Raw genomic sequence first — 22,898 nt, forward strand, 5'->3', positions numbered from 1 at the left:
TTATTTAGAACCACTAAATCTTCGAGTCGTTGCCTTGTCCACAAACCAAGCAAATCTCGCTGAACCTCGCATCTTGAGGTAACTTGGGTATATAAAGGAAAGGGGTACTTCGAGAGCAAGTGAGTTTGCTTAGGGAAGATTCGAATACCTAACCTATGTTCGATGGAATCAACAGGGAGTGATTCGTGTTAAGAGAACGATTAGCCAAACTGATATGGATATTTATTGAAAAGTTCGGGATGATCTTTTTGTCCATCATTTCTTTTTATGTTTTAGCCTCTCAACTTACGCCAAAGCAGTTGGGCTTGGGTGTGTTGGCTATTGCGGCAGTGGAAGCGATAGCCGTGCTGATTAATGCTGCCTTGGAAGGTCCCTACGTTTGCGCGGAAAAGACCGATAAAAAAACCGATGGTTCTTTCTTTTGGACCTCGATCATTTTAGCGGTATTAGGGCAACTGTTAGTTATTGGTATCACTTGGTTAGTGACGTCCGATATGTTTTTCTTGATCTTGGTTTCCGTGGCGAGTTTAAAAATTCTGATGTCTATTGGTGCTAGAGTCTATATCGCCAATATGCGCCGAGAGGGTCAGTTCAAATCCATCGCAATACGGACCATTTTTGGTAAAGTCCTAGGGACGATTGCCGGTATCACAATGGCTATATACGGTGGCGGAGCGTGGGCGATAGTGATTCAAGGTGTGGTCATAGATTTTGTCTCACTTGCAGTATTGATGTACATCGACAGAAGACCGCTCCCGCTATATATCGACTATAAATACATGGTAAACCTATTGCGCCTTGGTATCCCTTTATCAATCAATGCATTAAATGTGGATATGTTGATCCGCGGAATCAGTCTTATTCTAGGTTCTGTCGCCGGGGCTGTAGAAGTCGCGATGTACAATTTTGCTACCCGTTTGGTGGATTTGCCTCGTAGCGGAATTTTATTTGGTTTGTCGAGCTATGCGTTACCCGTATTTTCAAGGCGGTACAATAATTCAACCGAGCAGGATCACCTAAAACCCTTCTTTGCAGATACCTGCCGTTACACCTATCTCATACTGTTCCCGTGTTTTCTCGGTCTTGCGTTACTTGCACCTTACGTTGTGTTATTGATTTTTGGTGAGAAATGGCAAGACGCGATTCCAATTCTGCAAGTGCTTTCTTTACTGGCGGCTTTTTCCATTGTTTTCGCTTACGTCCCCGCCTTATTGATTGCAACCAAACAGCCGAAACTAACCGTTAAAGCTCAACTATTTTCGTCCTTCGTCGCCTTGCTTGTATTGTCGGTTTTTGGTGGCACATACGGCGCAATGGCCGCGGCACTGGCAATGTGTGCCAAATACATTTTTGGAGCCCCTTTCAATCTGTTGGCCATCAGCAAACTGTTGCAAGTCCGATTGACGTTTATGTTTGATTTGATCTACCAATCGGTGGTCGCAGGCATAGTGATGACGAGTGTAATTTTGTCTCTGCAACCAATGTTAGGTATGTCTTGGCAGGCATTTGCGCTGTTGATTTTGTCCGGAATCGTGAGCTATAACATTACGCTTCTGATATTTGATATACGCTGGCCAAAAAAATTGAAAGCCTTCTTGGTCAACGGCTAAAAGTTATAACTCGATAGTAACGTAAACCCAAACTGCGCCACTATTCCTAAACTACCTCTGAATGCTGCACCTTGAGGTGACTTGGGGATAGGTCGTTATTTTGGTTAAGTTTTCAACCTGTCGTGTGAAAAGTGAGCAATCAAACGCATGAAACGAAAATCCACTTCCCTTTTAGTTTCAGTGTGGCATATTAGACCTGCTCCTACCAAAGTGCGTGCATCGTATAATGGCTATTACCTCAGCCTTCCAAGCTGATGATGCGGGTTCGATTCCCGCTGCACGCTCCAAGTTTTTACGTCTGTTATACCAATCCCAATACTTTGAAAATTAACCACTTTGTTGTGGTTTTTTGTGTGTCTGTTAGTTTAAAAATATCGGTTTCAATTATTCATATGTGGGTACTGTCTGCGCAATTGGGACAGGCATCTTTAATTGGGCATCTTTAATTGCCCCATTCCTCAACCACACCGTCATTCCTTCGCAGGAAGGAATCTACTACCAGCAAGCACCACCCGCAAGTATACCCCTTCCTTCGAAGGGGAGACGTTGCAGGAGTGTCATTTCTCAACCACGCCGTCATTCCTTCGCAGGAAGGAATCTACTACCAGCAAGCACCACCCGCAAGAGACCCCTTCCTCCGAAGCGGAGACGTTGCAGGGGTGTCATTCCTCAATTATGCCGTCATTCCTTAACCACTTCGCCATTCCTCAACCATACCGTCATTCCTTCGCAGGAAGGAATCTACTACCAGCAAGCACCACCCGCAAGTAGACCCCTTCCTCCGAAGGGGAGACGTTGTAGGGGTGTCATTACTCAACCACTCCGCCATTCCTCAACCACACCGTCATTCCTTCGCAGGAAGGAATCTACTACCAGCAAGCGCCGCCCATAAGTAGACCCCTTCCTCCGAAGGGGAGACGTTGCAGGAGTGTCATTCCTCAACCACGCCGTCATTCCTTCGCAGGAAGGAATCTACTACCAGCAAGCACCGCCCATAAGTAGACCCCTTCCTCCGAAGGGGAGACGTTGCAGGGAGTGTCATTTCTTGTTCATTGTTGACGTTGCTTTGTTGGTGCGTTGTTGGGGTTCGTTATCAGGACAGGCACCTTTAACCCCACCATAAAATCATACAAAAAAGGCGCGAACAACATATCTGCTATTCACGCCCTATCTTTCATTGCGAATCGGTTCGTAGCCCTTGCAAGCTGCTGACTAGCGCTTGTTTTTCAAGTAACGCTTACGACGCTCTTCTTTCTTCTTCGCTTTCTCTTCCGCTCTGCGTGCTGCTTCAAGTTCAACTTCGACCAACTCTTGTGTGATCATCTCTGGCAGTTCCAGCGTGATCTGTCCTAGCGTGCCTCCGCGAAGTTCGTGCAGTAAGATCTCCGAGGTTTTGTGCAGGTTCACACGACCACCCGATTGCAATGCACCGCGCTTACGACCGATCAACTCCATCAGTTCAATATCTGACTCAGGCAACGCCTCATCAATCTGATAACGCTCTTTCAGTCGTTCTGGATAATGAGCCGCAAGATATTCCACGGTGTAGAAAGCCACTTCATCATATTCCATCGCAGTATCTTTAACCGCGCCAGTTGCCGCTAAACGGAAACCGCTGTGTGGGTTTTCCACTTTAGGCCACAGAATCCCCGGGGTGTCCGAAAGCACAATCCCGTTTTGTAGGTTAATGCGTTGCTGACGGCGGGTAACGGCAGGTTGGTTGCCTGTTACCGCAATAGTGCGTCCAGCTAAAGTATTAATGATGGTGGATTTGCCCACATTAGGAATCCCCATAATCATGGTACGAATGTTTTTACCAATCTCTTCACGATGTGGCGCGAGTTTACGGCACAAATCAAGAATTTGTTGGACTTCGTGAGTCTGGCTCGTCGTGATGGCAATCGCCCTAACACCTTGCTCTTTTTCAAGGTGATCAATCCAGAGTTGCGTTTTTTCTGGATCGGCTAAATCTCGCTTGTTAAGCACTTTAACCACAGGCTTATCACCACGCAGTTGAGAGATCATCGGGTTCTCGCTACTAAAAGGAATGCGAGCATCTAACACCTCAATAATCACATCAACTTGAGGGATGACTTCTTCAATTTCCTTACGCGCCTTATGCATGTGGCCCGGAAACCATTGAATGTTGTTATTAACCATATGAAAAATATACCTTTAGTTTTTATGGTTAAGCTGGTGGTTATCCCATCGGGCATTAAAAGGTGAAGTTGTAAAACAGGAAACCAAATCGGTTTCGAGCACCATCAGTAACCACAGCAGCAACGATGTGGGCATCTTAACACTTTATTCTGGGTTCTAAAATGTGAGGACTTTCTTGAACCTCGTATCTTGAGGTAACTTGGCTTAGAGGCAGGCATCATATTATTATCTTAAGTCGGCAACTCCTTCTGCCGTTGGCGACTCGGGATCATTAGAAGTTATAAGACACACCCAGCGTCCAAATACTGTCATTTTCAACAATATTGCTCATCGAACTGGTTGTTGATAGCTCACCTTCATGAGTATTGAAGTAAGTGTATTTTATGTACGGTGTCCACTGGTCAATGGAAGTAGAAAGAATAACTTCGTGTTCATTGGTGCGGTAGGAGTCTTGGCTAAAGTAGAAGTCGCCACCGACGTGCGTAAAGCCCCCATTTGAGCCATCGCGATTTTCGTGAGTGTAGGTGTAATCTAGCGCCCAATCCCCCATCGTCAATCCTAAACCAGCAATGATTTGGTTGGTGTTGATAGCAGTATCACTGAGTTGTTCTAAGGTTTGGCTTGAACGGTTGTAGCCATAACCCGCAAAAAGGTTGAGGTTTTCGGTTGCTTTAAAGTCGACAATCGCTTCAACCAACATCTCTTCCCCCGTATCCCATCTGCCGAGTTCACCGTAAAGGTTTAATTCCCAACTCTCTGACAATGAGAAATTGTGCCCGTAACCCACCGCTAACCAGCCTTGGTCATCGAAACCAATGTAAACCTGACCGTTTTCCGATGTGTCAATCAGCGCACCCGCTTCGGTGGTATAGGTTCCTTCATCAGCAGCATTAGAGGCAATATTTTGCTCCAAGTACACTTGTGTCGATGTTGCAAACGCCGCGCTGCTTGCACATATCATAGACAAGGGTAATAGGCGGAATATTTTCATGATTTTCTCCAGTAGTTTCTAACTGTAAACAAGTACTGGAGATTATTTAATGATCGAGCCTTGGAATAAACAAAGCGCACTTATGATGAGGTATTAATAAGATTTATGTATCTTTGTAGTGGGATAGTGAATTTGGGATCGCGGTTTTGATCGCCTCTCTGATTTGTGAGTGTTGGCTATCATTGGCGTATCGTCGGTGATAGAGCATCCGAAAGGTAATTGGGCGAAGTTCAAGAGGGATTGGATGAATGTTCAACCCTAATTTAGGCGCAAGCAGTTCGGCGAGAGAGCGGGTGGATGAAGCAATATAATCGGTGGTACTTGCCAGCATGAGCATTGAAGAAATAGAGCTGGTTTCAATACTGACCTTTCTTGGTGGCGTGGGTTTATCGGATAGAAAGTCGATGGTATTCATTTGTGAACGCCTGACTTTTAGCGCGATATGTTTTTCTGCAAAATACTGCTCATAGCTCAGTGAGTCCCCAATGCGTGGGTGGTTTTGTCTGGTTAAACAGACCGCTTCGTCTTCAAATAACACTTCCTCAATTAACGCATTCCTTTTGTTCGAAATAACATCAATCGTAAGATCAACTTTCTGAGCAATTAACGCGTCAAACAATTGGTCTTCACCCAAAGGGGCTTCGATAAAGTTGACGCCTTGAATATGAGTAAAAAAGGTGATCAAACTTTCTGTACAGTAGACATTAAGCTCATCGTTGCTGTCAGCAATGCTGTTTATCACATCGAGTGGATCTTCTATTTTGTGCGCCAACGATACCGCTGCCCCTGTTGGCGCGATCCCGCGTCCTTCTCGAACGAATAATACCTTTCCCAAAACCGCTTCGAGCCGTTTAATCGCCGCACTCACCGCAGGCTGCGTGAGGTCTAACTCTTCAGAGGCGACGGTGATAGAGCGATGTTTATAAACCGCCAAAAAAGTTGTGAGTAGATTTAAGTCCAAGAAACGCTCCTATGATGCACCTTTGGGTAACGACAAGTGTATCAAAACATTGGGTAATGGTGTTGACCCGACAAATTATCAAAACTGCCTAAAGGTTAGCATAACGTGCAGTCAGTAATATGCCTGTCCCAATTTCGGACTTCTTTGAGTTATCAGGTTTTCTCCTGAAAAATACGCCATAGGATCACGTAATGTATTGATAATATAGATTTTAATGATGAATGATTGCAGCATTGGTGGAATGTGAGTGCGGAAAGGTTCCGTCTGTAGAGTGTTGGCTTACACTCGCAATTACGCAACACAGTTGAATGTATACTTTGCTTTTTGATATGCCTGTCCTGACAAGATTCTCCCGAAAGGGGATAGAGACGGCATTTGGTCAATCACAGTCAATGGAAATTGGCGTATTACTTTCGAATTTCTTGACGGCAATGCATATATTTTGAATTATGAGGATTATCACTAATGAGTATGCACAACCCTCCTCACCCAGGTGAGTTTATTTATGATGTCTATATGGAACCGTTTGGTTATAGCTGTCGCTTTGTTGCAAAACAGTTTGATGTATCGCCATCTACACTGAATCGTGTTCTTAAAGGGCAAAGTGCCGTTTCACCGGAAATGGCTTTACGTCTGTCAAAGTCACTTGGTAGAACTCCGGAAAGTTGGCTAACAATGCAGGACAACTATGATCTCTGGCAAGCAAAAAAAAGTGTTAGTCTCACTAAAGTACATACGATCAATTTTGCTTTAACGACATAAAGTTAACAAACCACTATGGCGTTAATTGTATGGCGTTAATTGCGACTTTTAAACGGTGTTTGCGGCTCGCATATTGCTTTTTGATATACCTGTCTTGGCTTCGCCCGAAAAAGCGGTTTAACGATTGGAAATTATATCATGATAAAAATAGTGTTTTTTGACTGCATATTTATTGAACAGCTGATAAAGCCTCTTATGTGTATTTTTCTCATTACTACTAAATAAACTACAGAACCTTTGAATATTACGATACTTTATTTCTATTGGCTCTAACTCTAAATTATTATTTAATTTTAGTGTATATGATTTTTTATTACCTGTAAGTGTACTTCTAGAAAGGTCAGTAAATGGAATAGTTATGGCATTTGAAATATTGTCACCACTAATTATAAATAACATCATCTCATTATCGTTATAAATGATAATAGCTCTTTGTGTAACGTTGCTTTGAAATACTTCAATATATTTTGTTTCAATTGAAAAGCTAACGATAATATTATATTGCTCACTAGGAGTGTTAGCTTTAATGTTTTTGTAAATATTTTTAATTTTTGCTATCTGTTCCTCTTCAAGCATCCATTGTGAATCAAAGCTGATGTAGATAATTATAAGTGGAAGAATAGCGAAGATAACGACAAAGGAAACAATTGCAGTGTTATTTAACTCATCGAAGTCAAATGTTAATAACATAAAGAAAGCGGATATAAAACAAATGATAAATAATAGTTTTGTTATTAAGCTAATTGCTTTATTATATAGTGGATGTTTTCTTAAGTGATTCATTCTGCCTCCTGCTTTTTGTAATTGTTACTTTTTGATATGGCTGTCCTGACAAGATTCAATTTAACCCCAGATTTATAATCGCCCAGGCCATAAAACCATATGGGATACTAACTCCAAACCAGAGCCAGTAACTAGGTGATCTAATAGCTTGTTTAAAAGGAACACTTTTGCCTCCAAACATCGGTGATTCAAAGTCTGGGTAGTATTTTTTTGTGATCTCAACGCTTACATGAAGCATTGCGTAACAAATAGCGAGGAAGAACAGTAACCACAAAACAAGAAGAAATCCAACCCTATAAAGTATTGAACTGTCGTGTATTTCTGGTGATGCTAACTTAATGACCCCAACTAAAAAAACAAAGTATGCCAAAGCTTGAAACGCCTCTTTGATCAAATCCTTATCTTTTACAAACTCCTTCATAATTTTCTCCTAGCATCTGACGCTGTATTAAGGTGTTAGCAGCGCTACCGCAAATTTGGGTTAGAGCAAGCATGATACATTTTGTTTCGCTACTCATTTAGCAAATTATCATTATTCATTATTTCGCAAACCCTAACTCTTGTGCTTTTTGATATGCCTGTCCTAACAAGATTTGTTTGTATGGGTGTTCATGACTTCGCCTTTAAATAAGGCTCGCAACTCTTCAACCGTTAGTGGTTCACGTCCCCTGTGGAGCATCGAATGGCAATTTGAGCATACAGGAATCAGATCCTTAATTGGATCTACTGTATAGCTAGACTTAATCTGATGTAACGGTTTGATATGGTGAACTTCAATAAATCCCTCACCATGGCGACCATAATTCTTAGAAAAATCAAAGCCGCATACATTGCAGACGCACTTAAAATGCTCAATACATTCTTCTCTAGCCTTTGGGTCGCGTTCATATTGGTTTACAAGAACTTGTTTTACTGCCCCCTCTAGATATACCTTTTTAGAATCTACTTCATGAGATGAAATCACCTCAGACGTAAAGTCGCGATTAAAGTATAGTTTGTCGATCTGGTTTGCAGCACTAACATCAGTTTTTTTGCCTAATCCTGAGCTAGTCACTTCACGTACAATCAAATAATAGCCAAAGTCTGAACTACCACCATTTGGATTTAAGCTGATCATCTCAACAGGTAAACCGTTATATGTTGTAAAGCGATGCCCAATACAGAAGTCTCTCTGGAACTCCTCGCTGTCATTGAAACGTGTCACTCTCAAAATAGACGAGCCGACTTCTTCAAATGTATAAAAAGGTTTTTGACCACCTTTACTCACTTTTCTTTGCCACTTAATCATTATTAAATATCCGAGCTAAATAGTTTGCTATTTTAAGTAAAAGCACCAGTACTTTAAGGTGTGATATTTTGCCATTGACGCCTAACGCCAAATTAAGTAGTGAGCAACGCTACCACTTACCTAAGCCTTTGTGCCGTAAACACTGGCGCTGATTCAAACTGAAAGTGCCAAGCGTTGCGAATCTGACTAAATCGTGGGTTATGTGAGGGCTTATATCTGCCCCGTAATATCTATGACTTTTTGATGATTTTCGATAGCGTACACTCTGCCGCCTAACTGTTTACAGGACGTATCACTCTTTTCCGCCCACTCAACCGCAGTCCCATAAACGACAGGTCTAACCAAACGCCAAGGCCAAAAACCAAACTTTTGCTTCCCTTCAAAGTTAATGATCGTATTTCCGTCTAGCCTGTCTGCATAGTTCAAAAACTTTGGCATTACTCGACTAACCGGACCAATCAAATTACTACCTGATTTATAATACTTGATGCTCGAATATTCGATGTTTGGAGTGTAGTCAAAAATGCATATTGTTTTGAAATTATCAACATTCACATCTGAGGATGTTGTCTCATAAATTTCGTCCAGTGGTGTAGTACAGCCAGTAACAACCGATGCTGCGACAAGAGAAAGAAGTAGCTTTTTCATTATTTATACGTAATTAGTCATAAGTTGCGGAATATCATACCATATAATAAATATCCGTAACCTATTATTTCTTCATAATCACATCACGCTTTATAGATGAAATTTTCCGTGTTTGTATTTCGTCTATGTTGCTGTCATTTGCTTTTTGATATGCCTGTCCTAACAAGATCCGCAAACAACATCCTTCAATCTACTGACTCTGCTTACGCAATACCTCAAGATAGGTCACCCAACGTTTCGCTTGCTCAATGTCCCCATTATTAGCAGCATATTGATCGGCTTTTTTCGCTTCAATCAGCGCATTCTCGACGTCGCCTAATTTAAAATAGGCTTGCGTTTTGGCTAAGGCGACTTTGGCTTGTTTTGGGTCGAGGTGTGCTTTTTGATATGCCTGTCCTAACAAGATTCTCTCAGAGTCGACTTTTGTACCGGTTGTGGTAATTTACAATCATCAACTTTACATAGTTACAGCGATATATGGTTTACATCGAAAGAATAATTAGGAAGATGAAACAAGGTCAAACGGGACCTTACCTCTGTGTTGGCGATGACAGTAATCAGTATATTGTAAAAGGGCCTAAGACTACATATCGCGGGCTAATCAATGAATGGGTATGTGGAAAGTTAGGAAAGGCTATTGGCTTGCCTGTCCCCGATTTTGAAGTTGCTTACGTTGACCGTTCTCTACTTGAGTTTGGGCATTACGAGCTCAGCGAAGGGGATTGGTTTGCGTCTAAGTACGAAGAGAATATTCAAGATGTCCCTTACCAAAAACTATGTGAACTTGATTCAGATGGTCTGAAGCTGCTGTTTCTATTCGACTACTGGATAAAAAATGGTGATCGCAATCTTACACAAAGTGGCGGTAACCCTAATCTATTTATCTGCTCGGATCTTAAGTCTTTTATTGTTCTAGACCACAATCTAGCCTTTGATGCAGACTATGATGAGACATTTGATGAGCTGAAAGAGCTCCATGTGGGTTCAAGTGCTTGGTTTTCTGAACAACGATCTTTACTAGACCATGAGTACTACAAAGAACGACTGGAAAATTGCTTCAGTGAACTAAACTCTATATTAGAGTCGATACCGGAAGAGTGGCTCGAAAACTGCGGTGATGATGGTATTGTGGAAGGTATTCGAGTAACATTATCACGCTTTAGAACACCTGAATTTTGGGAGGGTATGAAATGAAAAATCTAGTACGTTATTCAGTAATACGTTTTATGCCTTTTACTGAAACTCAAGAGTTCGCTAACGTCGGTATTGTGATTCACGCACCTCAATCTAGTCGTGTGTTATTTAGGTTAGCAAATAAAAAGTTTGGTCGAGTTTCTCAGTTTTTTGATGACCTTGATGGTCAGTTATACTCTAATGCTATCGAAATGTTTAATTTCGAGCTTAAGCGCATTCAAGATTTTGCTAAAGGAATGAGTGGAAAGGAGTTAGCTGGTTTCATGGATGAAGTTACCAGACAAAGAGAAGGCTTCCTTACTTTCAGTGAAACTGCTGCTCTTTTGACGAATGACTCCCTTGAAGTTGTTTTAGAAAAATTGTTCGAGCAATACGTTGGTAGAAGCTTTCACACTAAAGCGCATCGAGAGACACTTTTAGTTAAAAGTCTAAAAAAACAATTAGATGGCATAACAAAGTATAAGTTTACTAAGAGTAAACTTAATGCGAATTATGTTTCTTTCGAGTTACCATTGGTCGCTACAGATAGCGTTACCACGAAAGCGATTAAACCGCTTAGCTTATACCAAGATAAGCCTCTAAAGTTGATTGATCATGGTGAGTTTTGGATTTCAAGAGTGAAGCATTTACTCAATTCAAAAACGCTTGATGCTAGCGACTTTCTTTTTGCAATTGATCGTCCTGAGTACAAAGATAAAAATCTTGAGGCTGCATTTAACTCTTTACAAGATGAAATGAAATCATTAGGTGTTAATGTTTATGATGTTCGTGACCTTCGTAATATTGAAAATTTTGCAAGGTTTGAGTCAGAAAAAGCAGAGAACTTTAAATTAGCTCACTGACAAACAGGTTTAGCTACAAAGCATTTTAGAGTCATTCCGATTCCCAACGCTTGCCATTTTCAGCTTCGCGTTGGGTTTTGTATTTATGGCGCAATGATTTAGCGTAGAGCATAAAAATCGGGGCTGCTTTTTGATATGCCTGTCCTAACAAAATCCTTCAATCTACTGACTCTGCTTACGCAATACCTCAAGATAGGTCACCCAACGTTTTGCTTGCTCAATGTCCCCATTATTAGCAGCATATTGATCGGCTTTTTTCGCTTCAATCAGCGCATTCTCGACGTCGCCTAATTTAAAATAGGCTTGCGTTTTGGCTAAGGCGACTTTGGCTTGTTTTGGGTCGAGGTGAGAGAGGGCTTTGAGGCTGTCTGCAAAAGCGCGCTGCTGTTGCATCAGTTGAGATGCTTCCCAGTAGTATTTGGGCTGTTGTTTTGCGGCGACTAACCAAGAATCCGTGGCTTTTTGCCACTCTTTGGCTTGCTGCCAATAACTTGCCTTGGCGATAACGAGATCTTGCTGTTGATTGTTGGGATCCAATTGCTCCAACGTCAACGCTGCTTGCTCAGGGATTTTCTGTTGGGCATAGAGTTGAGCTAATAGGCGCAGATCGCCATCGGATAACTCAATATTACCGAGACGGGCTAATGCCAAGGTATTCAGTGCCTGTTTATTTCGACCCAATCGCAGTTGTAGGCTGGTGAGTTGACGCCACCAAGCGGTGTTGTCAGGTTCCAGTTCAATAAGGGCTTCCAATACCGGTAACGAGCTTTTCCAGCGCTTAAGTTGCAGCAAAGCGCCTAACTGCATCGACAACTGTGGCTGTGCCATTTTGCCTCGATGCTTTTTATAGTGTTCGATGGACGAGAGCACCGGTTTCCATTGCGATAACTGGTAGTTCGATTGTGCTAAGCGCCACCAAATTTCACTCTGGCTCTGCTTTTCAGGGACATAACTGAGCAGGGCGGTATAGTGTTTAATCGCATCTTGAAACTTGTGCGCGTTAAGATAGAGATCCGCCAGCATCTTTTCGGTCATCCATGCCTGATCATCTTGCAACGCGCCCGATTTAACCGCTTGTGACAGGTAATTGATTGCGTTTTTGCTGTTGCCTTGCTGCCAATACAAGATGCCCAACATGCGTGACACATAGGCTTTATCAAACGCTCTTTTCGTTTCTACTTTAAGCAATTGTCCAATGGCTTGTTCAAGCTGCTCATTTTGAGCCAGTTCATTTGCCTTTTGTACATATCGCGCGGTGTATTGACTCAGTTGCTGCGCATGGCTGACGGACACCGTTAAAAGCAGTCCAATATATAACGCAATACGCCCAATCTTCTGTATCATTTTGCGAACCTAAACTCTAACTTAACGGTTTGATTGGGTTGGGACACGGCTTTGCCTCCCTCGACTTTTGGCTGGTACTTCCACTTCTTCAGCGCTCGTATCGCTTCTCTATCAAACATTCTTGCGGGATTGCCCTCAACCACTTGAATATCGGTGGCACGACCCGTGGCGTCGATAGTAAAACGCATCAACACATAACCCTCGACTTTGCGTTTCAACGCGCGTGCCGGATAGTTGGGTTCGACGCGATACAGGGGCATCGCTTGTTGATTGGTCTGCATCGGCGTTTGCACCGAAAACTCACCAAACGCGGGCACGGCAATCGCAAGCCCCTGTACCGCCGTATTGAGATTTAACTCGCTAGGCGCCGCCATTGAGGAGACTTGGTTGCTGGCTGTACTCGTTTGAGACAGCGGAGTTTCGGGTGGCATTTCTGGCGGCTTAGGAGGTTCGGGGACAGTACGTTTTCTGCGCTGTAGCTCTTGCTCCTGTTCCAGCATCACCATATTAAAGCTCAACGGTGCATTGACTTTGGGAGCCGCGCTTTGTCGATGGTCGATCATCGTCGCCATAAAGGTAAACAGTAGCACCATAACAAGGGAGGCGAGGGGGATTGCGATTAACCAACGAAACACTATTGCTGCTCCGCCGCTAGTGCAATGTTCTGTACCCCGGCGCTTTTGGCTGCGTCCATCACTTTAACAACCGTGCCATTATAGGCATGTTCATCCGCCTGAATCACTAACGAAACGTGTGGCTTATCCAGTAGTAGATGTTCCAGAATGGCTTCAACCCTTTCGACGTCGACCATGCGTTTGTCGATGTAGATATCATTGGCGGCGGTGATGGCGACAAAAATCCCCGCCTCTTTTTGGCTGACGACATTGGATGCTTGCGGACGGTTGACCTCAACCCCTGATTCGCGCACAAAGGAACTGGTGACAATAAAAAAGATCAGCATGATAAACACAATATCCAGCATCGAGGTCAAATCGACCTGTGCTTCTTGCTGATGATGGCTCCGTCTACCTAATCTCATCGACGACTCCTTAGTGATTTTTCTAATTTAATTTCTCGGCTTTGGCAGGCTTTGACCAGTCTTGAATGAGCGAACATGCCAGTGAGTGCCGCAACCATTCCGCCCATTGTCGGCAGGGTTGCCAACGAAATACCCGACGCCATTAATTTGGGGTCACTGCTGCCTTGGTTCGCCATCACATCAAACACCGAGATCATTCCGGTTACGGTGCCTAACAGTCCCAACATCGGACAAATGGCGACTAACAGTTTAATCATATTCAGATGCTGAAACAGTGACTCATGAGCTTGCGATAACCAACTATCGCGGATCGAGCGAGCGTACCAAGAGTCATGTTCGCTTCTTTGATGCCAAACTTGGGTATAGCTTTTGCGTTGACGTGGGAATTGCAGCCACAAAAAGGCGATACGCTCGATAATCAGTACCCAGCAGACGGCGACAACCGCCGCCAGCCACCACAAAACCTGACCGCCTTGTTGCATAAAATAACGCAGGGAGTCCAGCCAATGATGCTGTAATAAAGTTTGTGGCAACCACGCCCAAATACTGTCCATTACGCCGCTCCTTGAGATTGCACCTCAAGATCCTGTTTAATCGCCATCGGCTGGCTGTGGTCAAGCTCTGCTTGCTCAGCCACAAGCCCAATGCCTTGTTTTTCTAATACGTTGCGAATGGATTCCGCTTGCGACGACAAGATATTGTGTGCCAATAGCAGCGGCATTGCGGCGATCAAACCTAACACCGTGGTCACCAGCGCCATAGAAATACCGCCCGCCATTACTTTTGGATCCGCGTTACCAAATTGCGTGATCACTTGGAAGGTTTCAATCATCCCCGTTACCGTGCCAAGAAGCCCTAACATCGGTGCCAGTGCTGCCAGAAGCTTGAGCATGGATAAGCCTTTTTCTAAGTCAGCTTGCTCATCGACGACCACTTCTAGCAGACGCAGTTCTAATGCTTCTGCGGAGTGAACCTTGTCTTTATCGTAAGCCGATAGCACTCGACCCAGTGGGTTTTTACCCGGCTGTTGCGGTGTTTTTAACTGCTTTTTGATCTTGATACGAGTCAGTGTCAGTGCCACACCTCGAATCAGCGCAATCAACAATCCAACAATCAGCAGACCTAAGATGATTTTACCCACCACACCACCAGCGGCAAGACGGTCTTGCCAAGTTGGCGATAGGGCGAGTTGCTCTAAAATAACGCCACGCGAGGGGTCGATGACCACACTCTGCATGGAGAATGGCGTCGCATCAGACAACAGCGTCAAGGTAGGCGTTGGTTCTGGTTGTTTGCTGTAGTCTTGCGCGTCAGACCTTTCATTGCTCCATCGCAAATAGCCTTGTTCGCCCACGACGCCATAAGCCCCCAGACGCGCCGCCGGGACGGTTTCTAGCGTTCCTGTGCCAGTACGAAATGGCAGCATAACTTGGCGAATTTGACCGCTCGCTTGGATCTGTTCATTAAAGGCGAACCAGAGCCCCGTTAGCTGATCCATAGACGGCAGTTTTGTGGCGGCGACGATATCATTCACCACCGGAATATATTGATTGGCATCAATAGAGGATACCGACAGCTGTTGCTCTGCCTGTAAGCTTTTTGCGCTTTGACGCACCACGCCAAATACTTCACCCAAGCTGCCGGTTTCTAATCTTAGTTGCTGCTCAAGGTTGGCAAGCGTCTCTTCATTGGCACTAAAAGTCTGAGCTAATGCGGTATTCTGGGCATCCAACGCGGATTTTTTTGCTTCAAGCTCACTTTTCAATTGCTTGAGTTCTTGCTCACTCTTATTAAACAGTGCTTCACGCTGTTGGTTGTACTTTTTCTGCGTCACACGCTCTTGTTTTGCTTGTGTCGCCAATTGTTGCGTTGAATCGACGGCGAGCGCCTGAAAACTCAAACAGCCACCCAAGATCAGCAAGGAAGTTAACAGTCTCTTCATCTTATTGCTCCTGCTGGGTGGTGACTGGGGTTGAAATAGGTAATGAAATCAGACTCGGAGCGGTCTGCTTGTTGGCAACAGAAAACGCGTGGTCAATATCCGTTGCGTAGTGATTGTCGAGTGCTTGCCATTGATTATTTGCCGCGTTCCACGCCCAATATTGAGTTCGGTCAAGGCTACGCGCTACCAGAGACAGGCGACCGAGATGCAGCATATTGGCTTCGATGGACTGTTCCCCAAGTTGCATCTCACCTTGATAGGTAGACAGCTTGGTTCCATAATCCAACTCAATTTGATGAGCCTCTAAAATACGACGATATTTTTCCGCATCACTGACATCAGCCCGCACCATCATGGTGTCTAATTTTTCCACTCGCTCTAGACGCTGCGCTTGTTTGATTGGCATACCCGCTTGAACTTGTTGTTTTAGGTCGGCAATCATCTGATACATCAAGGGAACGATCCCTTGGCGAGTGAATTTTATCTCATCAATTTGCGCATTAAGGCTGGAGACTTCGCTGTTTTGGCTGGCAATAAGCGCCGTCAGGTGCTGACCATAAACCTCAAGGTTGTTGACCTGTTGCTGCAATTGCTCAATTTCACCTTGCAAGCTCAGTGCGTTGGTCGCGCTGGTGTCGATACGTTGTTGACTGGCTGCCGCAGCGACATGGGTGCTATTTTGAGTTCCTTGAGCGCTATCCAGACTGGATGCGTTCACTGACGCTGAGGTTGCTACAAACAAGCTAACCCACAAATATTGTCTAAACATAGGGATTCTAATTAATTTCCGTTGTTTTTTATAAAATACGAGTTTTTATCTAAGGTATTGTATTATCTTGGAATCAGGTGTTTTTGATAATGGTTCGTATTATCCTATCGCCTGTATTATACGGATTTCGGTTCATATTAATAGCGGAAGATAGCGCGCCCCTCCAAGCTAAACACACGCAACTTGATGATGCTTGATGTTCACCGATTTTTAAATCTCACTTTAATCATGCACAGACTACCGCGACTTTCCCACTTGCTAAAGTCTGCGCAGGCACTGGATGCTCAATTAATCGGATAGGGGAGTGATACAAATCAGATAATGCGTCCTGAATTAGCCAGAGTATATAAACAGTTTGCAACGCTGAAAACAGGTATTGAGTTAGGACTTAATATTTAGGATAAAAGGTATGTAGCCCAATGAGTCATCCATTTCGCACCGACTTCACTAACACTAAACCTGAAGTCGGTGCAAAAAGCGCGCTATCGTTTATCGACTAGCGACTAACGGCTTGCGGGGTTTGTAGCTCGTTTCGTTTGAGCTGACTTTGGTAGAAGTTGGCATAGGCGGGGCGGGTGATGTATTGACCATCACCGGGAGCGGTTTTCAGTTCACCGTTGTCCCATGCGACTTTGCCGTTGCAGATGGTGGTGACCGGTTTGCCTTGAACCTCCATTCCCTCAAAGATGCTAAAGTCGATTTTCGACATCTGACTGTCAACAGACAAGGTCTTTTTCTGGTTATTTTCCCAAATCACAATATCTGCATCCGAACCAACCGCAATCGCGCCTTTTCTTGGATAAAGGTTGAATATTTTCGCTGCATTGGTGGAGGTAATGGCAACAAACTCATTCTCGGTAAGTTTGCCTTGGTTAACGCCCTTGTCCCATAGCACCATCATGCGCTCTTCCACCCCGGCAGTGCCGTTGGGGATCATGGTGAAGTTGTCTTTACCCATGGCTTTTTGCGAGGCGCAGAATGCACAATGGTCAGTAGCTGTGGTTTGGATAGCGTCGCTTTGTAACCCTTTCCACAGTGCGTCTTGGTGTTTTTTAGGACGAAATGGAGGGCTCATAACATGACCCGCGGCATAGTCCCAATCGGGGTTTTTATACACGCTATCATCAATCACTAAGTGCCCTGCAAGGCATTCACCAAACACGATTTGACCATTGTCTTTTGCGTATTTGATGGCATCGACCGCTTCTTCGGTCGAGACGTGAACTAAATAGAGAGGAGCGCCGAGCGTGCCAGCAATGTTAATGGCACGATTGGCGGCTTCACCTTCGACCGCTGGTGGTCGTGACAATGGATGGGCTTCTGGACCGGTAATGCCTTTTTCCAGTAACTTCTGTTGCAGGTGATAAACCAGCTCGCCATTTTCTGCGTGAACCGTCGGCACTGCGCCTAACTCTAGGCAGGTGTTAAAGCTGGATACCAGAATATCGTCGGTTGCCATGATGGCGTTTTTGTAGGCCATAAAGTGTTTAAAGCTATTGACGCCATGTTCTTCAACCAAGGTTTTCATCTCTTGTTTTACCGAATCATCCCACCAAGTGATGGCGACATGGAAGCTGTAGTTACACTGAGATTGCGATGCCCAATCTTGCCATTGATGGTAAGCCTCAAGTAAAGATTGTTGCGGGGATGGAATAACGAAGTCAATGATGGTGGTTGTCCCTCCCGCCAGTGCGGCGGCAGTGCCTGAGGCAAAGTCGTCGGATGCTACGGTTCCCATAAACGGCAGTTGCATGTGGGTATGCGGATCGATACCGCCCGGCATAAGGAGTTTGCCCGAGGCATCAATGATTTCAGTATTCTCGGGATAATCGAGGTCGGTTCCTATCTGACTGATTTTACCGTCGATGCACAACACATCAGCGGTGTAGGTTTGTTCGTGAGTGACGACGTCACCCCCTTTGATCAATAAATTCATAGCGACTCCTTGTCGTTGAAAAGGCCGATGGGTTTGTGTCCAATCGGCCGGTGTTATTCCTTTATGCTTTTTCCGGTTTGGCGGTCGCAATCGGTTGGACTAGAAGTGTTGAAGCGAAGTAATAAAGTGCCGCGCCGGAGAAGGCACCAGTAAACCAGCCGTAGTTGTAAAACCATGTCATCACATCAAAAGTGATGGCGATAATGGTGAAGCCAACTGGGATGAAAAAGGCGATAAAGCCGGCCCAGTTGATCGACGGTGTTAACTCTTTATCTGAGTAAAGCGCTGGAATATCCAGTTGCTGTTTTTTGATTAAGAAATAGTCAACAATCATGATGCCTGCGATAGGACCCAATAAACTTGAGTAGCCTAATAACCAGTTAGAATACATGGCTTCAACACTGACATCGGACTCGATCCAATGCATTTTTTTAAGCAGTTCCCAGCTCATCAGCAAAATACCGACGATACCCGTTAGCAGCACACCACGGGTGTGATTGATCTGTTTTGGCGCGATGTTTTGGAAGTCATTGGTTGGTGAGACCACGTTCGCCGCCGTGTTGGTGGACAGGGTGGCAATGATGATCAGAACCATCGCAATCATGACCCAAAATGGGCTTTCGATTTTACCAATCAGGGTGATGGGATCGGAGATGGTTTCGCCGAAAAGCGTATATGATGCTGACGTTAGGATCACGCCCAGTGCGGCAAAGAAGAACATGGTCAGTGGTAGACCGACGATCTGACCAATGATCTGGTCTTTTTGCGATTTAGCGTAGCGACTAAAGTCAGGAATATTCAGTGACAGTGTTGCCCAAAAGCCGACCATCGCAGTTAAACCGGCAAAGAAGTAACTGGCAAGTCCAGCATCTTCTGGTCGGTTGGCTGGGGTCATGATGATTTCGGTGTAGGAGACTTTATCCGTTGCCCAGAACATCAAGCCTAAACCGACCGCGAGTAGCAACGGAGCGGATAGGGTTTCGAGCCATTTGATTGAGTCTGAACCCTTAATAACGATGCTGATATTGAGCACCCAAAAAATAAAGAAGCCTAACACTTCACCGACACTCCCTAAACTGGCCCAGCCGCTCGATAATTCAGACAGCAACAGGTGAATCGCAAGACCACCAAACATCGTTTGGATACCGAACCAACCACAGGCTACTAAGCCGCGGATCAGGCAAGGGACATTGGAGCCAAAAATACCAAACGACGAACGCAGCAATACCGGGAACGGAATACCATATTTGGTGCCGGGAAAGGCGTTAAGTGTGAGCGGAACCAGTACCACAATGTTCGCCAACAAAATGGTAAACAGCGCTTCCAGTACCGACAAACCGAAATAGGCGGTTAATACGCCTCCCAGAGTGTAAGTCGGTACACAGATCGACATGCCGACCCAAAGGGCGGCAATGTTGACTTTATTCCAAGTTCGCTCTGATACCTTAGTTGGGGCTAAATCGTCGTTGAAGTATTGGCTGTCATTTAGGTCTTGAGCGACATCCAGTTCATAGAAGTCGCCGATTTTTTTCATGGTGGATTTCATAATGGGATCCTCATCCAGTTGAGATTCGATGCAAGCAGCAGAGTTACTCTGCTGGTTCACAAAGCGCTTTGGTTGCAGCTTCCTTTGCAATGCGCGAGTTGGCCTCTAGCATGGTGTGGAGCAGCACATTTGCGCCTGCTTCACACTCTTGCGGGGAGGTGTATTCAATTTCGTTGTGGCTAATGCCGTTTTCACAAGGGGTGAAAATCATGCCTGTTGGGACGATATCGGCCATGTAGCAAGCGTCGTGACCTGCTCCGGCGTAGATATCCATATGCGAGTAACCGAGCGATTCAGCGGCGGCTTTTACATCATCCGAGGCATTAAACTCGACCGGTGCAAAGTACCAAAATGGATCGATTTCAATCTCGATATCTCGTTCGCTTGCCACCTTTTGACAAAACCCAGTAAACACTTTGTCCATCTCGGATAGCACCTCGGCATCTGGGTTGCGTAGGTCGACACTAAAGGTGATTTCTCCGGGGATCACATTGCGTGAATTGGGATAGACTTGCATAAACCCGACCGTGCCTAAACCATTCTCATAGCGATGGGCAAGTTGTTCGATTTCCGCGATGATATGTGCACTGGCGACCATGGCGTCATTGCGCAGATACATTGGCGTTGTGCCTGAGTGGGATTCGCGACCTTTGATGGTGACGTTATACCAACGGATCCCTTGACCAAGACGAACAACACCGATGGCTTTGTTTTGGTCTTCTAAAATAGGACCTTGCTCGATATGAGCTTCAAAAAAAGCCCCGAAATGACGGCTACCGGGTTCGTCTTCCCCTAAGTAGCCAATATTGTCTAATTCATCTTTAAGGCGAATGCCATCGACATCGGTTTTATTCAGTTCGGTTTCTAGGTCAAAGCGTCCGACGTAAACACCTGAGCCCTGCATCGCAGGTTGAAAACGTGAGCCTTCTTCATTGGTCCAGACGGTAAATTCCATGGGCGCTTCGGTGACAATGTTATTGTCGTGTAGAGTGCGCAATACCTCGACGCCAGCGAGAACGCCAAAGACGCCGTCGAATTTTCCACCCGTTGGTTGAGTGTCAAGGTGACTGCCGGTTGCTACGGCAGGTAGGGCGTTATTTTTCCCTTCTCTGCGAGCAAAGATATTGCCCATTTTGTCGACGCTGATGCTGCAACCACAGGCTTTGCACCATTCAACAAAAAGGTCGCGCGCCTGACCATCCAGTTCTGTCGCGGCCAGCCTTGCACATCCGCCTTTTGGTGTCAGTCCAAACTGCGCCATCTCCATTAAGCTTTGCCAAAGTCTATCGCCATTTACACGTAAATCTTGCATATTCATTCCCTTTATCTGTTTAGCGGCACTGCCGATCCACATCGTGCCAGTCCATCGTCAGCCTTCGTCAACCAATGAGACCGTTAACCAATGCGACCGTTAACCAATGGCACTGGCGCATATTGGATGAGAACGCTCTCATCTCTCTTTCCATGATTTCTTTTACCAAATGGTAAAAGTTATAAGCAAAATAAATCTGGCTTCGGTCTAGCACGGTTAGCGGTGCATTTGAACCTAAGCCAGTGACTGTTATTAGAGGCAATTAATTGTTATAAGCTCGGGAATGAAAACAAGGTTCCATCCTTGACATCACCCGAAGGCCATCTCTGTGTAATGGCTTTACGGCGGGTATAAAAACGCACCGAGTCCGGGCCATACGCATGAAGATCACCAAACAGTGAACGTTTCCAACCACCGAAACTGTGATAAGAAACAGGCACAGGAAGGGGCACATTAATACCGACCATTCCGACCATCACTTGGTCTGAGAAGTAGCGTCCTGCTTCACCATCTCGAGTGAATATGCAGGTTCCGTTCCCATATTCATGTTTGTTTATCAGTTCAACGGCTTGCTCTAGAGTGTTAACCCTAACGACAACAAGCACGGGACCAAAAACTTCTTGTTGATAAATCGTCATATCTGGGGTGACATTATCGAAAAGTGTGCCTCCAAAAAAGAAGCCATCTTCATATCCCGGCACAACTTTGGTGCGACCATCGGTGATAATATCAGCACCTTGTGCAACGGCCTCATCGACAAAATGGGTGATTTTTTGCTTTTGATCTAAAGTGATCAAAGGACCCATGTCGTTGTCATTGTTGCTGCCCGGACCCACTTTCAAAGCTTCGATTCTCGGCTTAAGCTTGCTGACCAAGGCGTCAGCGACTTGATCACCCACGGCGACCGCTACCGATATCGCCATACAACGCTGCCCACAGGAACCAAAAGCCGCCCCCATTAACGCGTTGGTCACATTATCTAAATCGGCGTCAGGCATAACGACAGCGTGGTTTTTAGCGCCCCCCAGTGCTTGGCAGCGTTTGCCTTTTTCAGACGCTTTTTGGTATATCGCTTCGGCAACGGGTGTTGAACCGACAAAGCTAATTGCTTCGACACTGTCATCGTTAATGAGTTGATTGACCACATCGACGCCACCATTTACCACGTTAAGCACTCCAGCGGGTAAGCCCGCTTCTTCGGCTAATTGGGCGATGTAGAGCACACTGGCAGGATCCCTTTCCGAAGGCTTTAAGATAAAGGTGTTACCGCACATAATCGCGCTCGGCCACATCCAAAGCGGCACCATCGCGGGGAAGTTAAACGGTGTAATACCCGCGACGACACCCAGTGGTTGAAACTCGCTCCAAGCATCAATATTGCGACCCACATTGCGGCTATGTTCACCCTTTAACAGTTCTGGGATGCCGCAAGCGAACTCAACGTTTTCAATCCCACGCGCTAATTCACCTTTAGCGTCACTTAACACCTTGCCATGCTCTCGGGATATTAACTCGCAGATGGTGTCTTGATTCTGTTCAAGCAACGCTTTATAGCGATACATCACTTGTGCTCGTGCAGCAGGCGGCGTGTTGCGCCAGCTAGGATAGGCGGCTTTGGCTGCGCTAATCGCTTGAGCAACGGTCTCGGGCGAAGCCATGCCCACTTGGGCGCAGGGCTTACCAGTTGCGGGGTTAAAGACCGTTTGCACGTTGGCGTCATCGTTGTGAATCTCACCGTTGATTAGGTGACCAATATATTCTGACATGTGTA

23 protein-coding genes, 1 tRNA gene and 1 pseudogene are annotated in these 22,898 nt (G+C 45.1%); 6 read left to right on the forward strand and 19 right to left on the reverse strand.

What is annotated here, in order from left to right; all coding sequences use genetic code 11:
* Positions 1–185 precede the first annotated feature (185 nt).
* Together L9Q39_RS14910 and L9Q39_RS14915 are read left to right on the forward strand one after the other, a co-directional pair.
* Positions 186–1,610, forward strand: a complete 1,425-nt coding sequence (locus L9Q39_RS14910; protein WP_237485894.1) for an oligosaccharide flippase family protein — start codon at positions 186–188, stop codon at positions 1,608–1,610.
* A gap of 212 nt (positions 1,611–1,822) precedes the next feature.
* Positions 1,823–1,897, forward strand: a tRNA-Gly gene (locus tag L9Q39_RS14915).
* 925 nt (positions 1,898–2,822) lie between these two features.
* On the opposite strand, the gene ylqF is transcribed toward L9Q39_RS14915, so the two are convergent.
* The 3 genes from ylqF to L9Q39_RS14930 all read right to left on the reverse strand — a co-directional run bounded on the left by ylqF (position 2,823) and on the right by L9Q39_RS14930 (position 5,722).
* Complete coding sequence (gene ylqF / locus L9Q39_RS14920; RefSeq protein WP_237485895.1) at positions 2,823–3,770, reverse strand: ribosome biogenesis GTPase YlqF; 948 nt, start codon at positions 3,768–3,770, stop codon at positions 2,823–2,825.
* A gap of 271 nt (positions 3,771–4,041) precedes the next feature.
* On the reverse strand, positions 4,042–4,761 hold the full coding sequence (locus tag L9Q39_RS14925) for a hypothetical protein (RefSeq protein ID WP_237485896.1): 720 nt from the start codon (positions 4,759–4,761) through the stop codon (positions 4,042–4,044).
* A gap of 103 nt (positions 4,762–4,864) precedes the next feature.
* Positions 4,865–5,722: a LysR family transcriptional regulator gene (locus tag L9Q39_RS14930; RefSeq protein WP_237485897.1), complete on the reverse strand. Its 858-nt coding sequence runs from the start codon at positions 5,720–5,722 to the stop codon at positions 4,865–4,867.
* Between the two features lie 346 nt (positions 5,723–6,068).
* Here L9Q39_RS14930 and L9Q39_RS14935 point away from each other — a divergent pair, with 346 nt between their 5' ends.
* Positions 6,069–6,188, forward strand: a complete 120-nt coding sequence (locus L9Q39_RS14935; RefSeq protein ID WP_290369177.1) for a type II toxin-antitoxin system RelE/ParE family toxin — start codon at positions 6,069–6,071, stop codon at positions 6,186–6,188.
* Positions 6,188–6,484 carry a HigA family addiction module antitoxin gene (locus L9Q39_RS14940; protein ID WP_237485898.1) on the forward strand — a complete coding sequence of 99 codons (297 nt, stop codon included), beginning with the start codon at positions 6,188–6,190 and terminating at the stop codon, positions 6,482–6,484. The genes L9Q39_RS14935 and L9Q39_RS14940 overlap by 1 nt, the downstream gene beginning before the upstream one ends.
* Positions 6,485–6,601: 117 nt before the next feature.
* Here the strand turns inward: L9Q39_RS14940 and L9Q39_RS14945 are convergent, their stop codons facing one another.
* From L9Q39_RS14945 to L9Q39_RS14965, 5 genes are all read right to left on the reverse strand, one after another.
* Entirely contained in the window at positions 6,602–7,267 is a 666-nt protein-coding gene (locus L9Q39_RS14945) for a hypothetical protein (RefSeq protein WP_237485899.1), read from the reverse strand.
* Positions 7,268–7,322: 55 nt separating this feature from the next.
* On the reverse strand, positions 7,323–7,688 hold the full coding sequence (locus L9Q39_RS14950) for a hypothetical protein (RefSeq protein ID WP_237485900.1): 366 nt from the start codon (positions 7,686–7,688) through the stop codon (positions 7,323–7,325).
* Between the two features lie 162 nt (positions 7,689–7,850).
* Complete coding sequence (locus L9Q39_RS14955; RefSeq protein WP_237485901.1) at positions 7,851–8,555, reverse strand: HNH endonuclease; 705 nt, start codon at positions 8,553–8,555, stop codon at positions 7,851–7,853.
* A 210-nt stretch (positions 8,556–8,765) separates the two neighbouring features.
* The gene (locus L9Q39_RS14960) at positions 8,766–9,203 is read right to left on the reverse strand and encodes a hypothetical protein (RefSeq protein WP_237485902.1); all 438 of its coding nucleotides are present in this window, start codon (positions 9,201–9,203) and stop codon (positions 8,766–8,768) included.
* Between the two features lie 190 nt (positions 9,204–9,393).
* Positions 9,394–9,606, reverse strand: coding sequence for a hypothetical protein (locus L9Q39_RS14965; protein ID WP_237485903.1), 213 nt, complete (start codon positions 9,604–9,606; stop codon positions 9,394–9,396).
* Between the two features lie 74 nt (positions 9,607–9,680).
* Between L9Q39_RS14965 and L9Q39_RS14970 the strand changes: the two genes are divergently transcribed.
* Both L9Q39_RS14970 and L9Q39_RS14975 read left to right on the forward strand, forming a co-directional pair.
* Entirely contained in the window at positions 9,681–10,397 is a 717-nt protein-coding gene (locus L9Q39_RS14970) for a HipA family kinase (protein ID WP_354004655.1), read from the forward strand.
* Positions 10,394–11,239: a DUF3037 domain-containing protein gene (locus L9Q39_RS14975; RefSeq protein WP_237485905.1), complete on the forward strand. Its 846-nt coding sequence runs from the start codon at positions 10,394–10,396 to the stop codon at positions 11,237–11,239. The genes L9Q39_RS14970 and L9Q39_RS14975 overlap by 4 nt, the downstream gene beginning before the upstream one ends.
* Before the next feature lie 162 nt (positions 11,240–11,401).
* Here L9Q39_RS14975 and L9Q39_RS14980 read toward each other — a convergent pair whose 3' ends face one another.
* The 11 genes and pseudogenes from L9Q39_RS14980 to L9Q39_RS15030 form a co-directional block, all read right to left on the reverse strand.
* Positions 11,402–12,583 (reverse strand): tetratricopeptide repeat protein, encoded by a 1,182-nt coding sequence (locus L9Q39_RS14980; RefSeq protein ID WP_237485906.1) that lies wholly within the window; start codon positions 12,581–12,583, stop codon positions 11,402–11,404.
* Complete coding sequence (locus L9Q39_RS14985) at positions 12,580–13,218, reverse strand: energy transducer TonB (protein WP_237485907.1); 639 nt, start codon at positions 13,216–13,218, stop codon at positions 12,580–12,582. Before L9Q39_RS14985 ends, L9Q39_RS14980 begins: the two co-directional genes overlap by 4 nt.
* Entirely contained in the window at positions 13,218–13,622 is a 405-nt protein-coding gene (locus L9Q39_RS14990; protein ID WP_237485908.1) for an ExbD/TolR family protein, read from the reverse strand. Before L9Q39_RS14990 ends, L9Q39_RS14985 begins: the two co-directional genes overlap by 1 nt.
* A complete protein-coding gene (locus tag L9Q39_RS14995) occupies positions 13,619–14,176 on the reverse strand; it encodes a MotA/TolQ/ExbB proton channel family protein (RefSeq protein WP_237485909.1) in 558 nt (185 codons plus the stop codon). Before L9Q39_RS14995 ends, L9Q39_RS14990 begins: the two co-directional genes overlap by 4 nt.
* Positions 14,176–15,564 (reverse strand): MotA/TolQ/ExbB proton channel family protein, encoded by a 1,389-nt coding sequence (locus L9Q39_RS15000; protein ID WP_237485910.1) that lies wholly within the window; start codon positions 15,562–15,564, stop codon positions 14,176–14,178. The genes L9Q39_RS14995 and L9Q39_RS15000 overlap by 1 nt, the downstream gene beginning before the upstream one ends.
* Position 15,565: 1 nt before the next feature.
* Positions 15,566–16,333, reverse strand: coding sequence for a DUF3450 domain-containing protein (locus tag L9Q39_RS15005; protein ID WP_237485911.1), 768 nt, complete (start codon positions 16,331–16,333; stop codon positions 15,566–15,568).
* Between the two features lie 226 nt (positions 16,334–16,559).
* Positions 16,560–16,676: pseudogene (locus tag L9Q39_RS15010) on the reverse strand (ABC transporter ATP-binding protein); the annotation flags it as partial.
* 153 nt (positions 16,677–16,829) lie between these two features.
* A complete protein-coding gene (hydA, locus tag L9Q39_RS15015) occupies positions 16,830–18,269 on the reverse strand; it encodes a dihydropyrimidinase (protein ID WP_237485912.1) in 1,440 nt (479 codons plus the stop codon).
* A 61-nt stretch (positions 18,270–18,330) separates the two neighbouring features.
* On the reverse strand, positions 18,331–19,815 hold the full coding sequence (locus tag L9Q39_RS15020) for an NCS1 family nucleobase:cation symporter-1 (protein WP_237485913.1): 1,485 nt from the start codon (positions 19,813–19,815) through the stop codon (positions 18,331–18,333).
* Positions 19,816–19,858: 43 nt separating this feature from the next.
* Positions 19,859–21,169 carry a Zn-dependent hydrolase gene (locus tag L9Q39_RS15025; protein ID WP_237485914.1) on the reverse strand — a complete coding sequence of 437 codons (1,311 nt, stop codon included), beginning with the start codon at positions 21,167–21,169 and terminating at the stop codon, positions 19,859–19,861.
* Between the two features lie 227 nt (positions 21,170–21,396).
* A complete protein-coding gene (locus tag L9Q39_RS15030) occupies positions 21,397–22,893 on the reverse strand; it encodes a CoA-acylating methylmalonate-semialdehyde dehydrogenase (protein WP_237485915.1) in 1,497 nt (498 codons plus the stop codon).
* Positions 22,894–22,898: the final 5 nt, after the last annotated feature.

Origin of the sequence: Vibrio hippocampi (assembly GCF_921292975.1) — a bacterium.
In the GTDB taxonomy this organism is placed as follows: domain Bacteria; phylum Pseudomonadota; class Gammaproteobacteria; order Enterobacterales; family Vibrionaceae; genus Vibrio; species Vibrio hippocampi.

Excerpts from the sequence above, each read along its gene's own strand:
- ylqF (WP_237485895.1), bottom strand. The coding sequence starts at position 3,770 with ATGGTTAATAACAACATTCAATGGTTTCCGGGCCACATGCATAAGGCG.
- L9Q39_RS14925 (WP_237485896.1), bottom strand. The coding sequence starts at position 4,761 with ATGAAAATATTCCGCCTATTACCCTTGTCTATGATATGTGCAAGCAGC.
- L9Q39_RS14940 (WP_237485898.1), top strand. The coding sequence starts at position 6,188 with ATGAGTATGCACAACCCTCCTCACCCAGGTGAGTTTATTTATGATGTC.
- L9Q39_RS14945 (WP_237485899.1), bottom strand. The coding sequence starts at position 7,267 with ATGAATCACTTAAGAAAACATCCACTATATAATAAAGCAATTAGCTTA.
- L9Q39_RS14950 (WP_237485900.1), bottom strand. The coding sequence starts at position 7,688 with ATGAAGGAGTTTGTAAAAGATAAGGATTTGATCAAAGAGGCGTTTCAA.
- L9Q39_RS14955 (WP_237485901.1), bottom strand. The coding sequence starts at position 8,555 with ATGATTAAGTGGCAAAGAAAAGTGAGTAAAGGTGGTCAAAAACCTTTT.
- L9Q39_RS14960 (WP_237485902.1), bottom strand. The coding sequence starts at position 9,203 with ATGAAAAAGCTACTTCTTTCTCTTGTCGCAGCATCGGTTGTTACTGGC.
- L9Q39_RS14970 (WP_354004655.1), top strand. The coding sequence starts at position 9,681 with ATGGTTTACATCGAAAGAATAATTAGGAAGATGAAACAAGGTCAAACG.
- L9Q39_RS14975 (WP_237485905.1), top strand. The coding sequence starts at position 10,394 with ATGAAAAATCTAGTACGTTATTCAGTAATACGTTTTATGCCTTTTACT.
- L9Q39_RS14980 (WP_237485906.1), bottom strand. The coding sequence starts at position 12,583 with ATGATACAGAAGATTGGGCGTATTGCGTTATATATTGGACTGCTTTTA.
- L9Q39_RS14990 (WP_237485908.1), bottom strand. The coding sequence starts at position 13,622 with ATGAGATTAGGTAGACGGAGCCATCATCAGCAAGAAGCACAGGTCGAT.
- L9Q39_RS14995 (WP_237485909.1), bottom strand. The coding sequence starts at position 14,176 with ATGGACAGTATTTGGGCGTGGTTGCCACAAACTTTATTACAGCATCAT.
- L9Q39_RS15000 (WP_237485910.1), bottom strand. The coding sequence starts at position 15,564 with ATGAAGAGACTGTTAACTTCCTTGCTGATCTTGGGTGGCTGTTTGAGT.
- L9Q39_RS15005 (WP_237485911.1), bottom strand. The coding sequence starts at position 16,333 with ATGTTTAGACAATATTTGTGGGTTAGCTTGTTTGTAGCAACCTCAGCG.
- hydA (WP_237485912.1), bottom strand. The coding sequence starts at position 18,269 with ATGAATTTATTGATCAAAGGGGGTGACGTCGTCACTCACGAACAAACC.
- L9Q39_RS15020 (WP_237485913.1), bottom strand. The coding sequence starts at position 19,815 with ATGAAATCCACCATGAAAAAAATCGGCGACTTCTATGAACTGGATGTC.
- L9Q39_RS15025 (WP_237485914.1), bottom strand. The coding sequence starts at position 21,169 with ATGTGGATCGGCAGTGCCGCTAAACAGATAAAGGGAATGAATATGCAA.
- L9Q39_RS15030 (WP_237485915.1), bottom strand. The coding sequence starts at position 22,893 with ATGTCAGAATATATTGGTCACCTAATCAACGGTGAGATTCACAACGAT.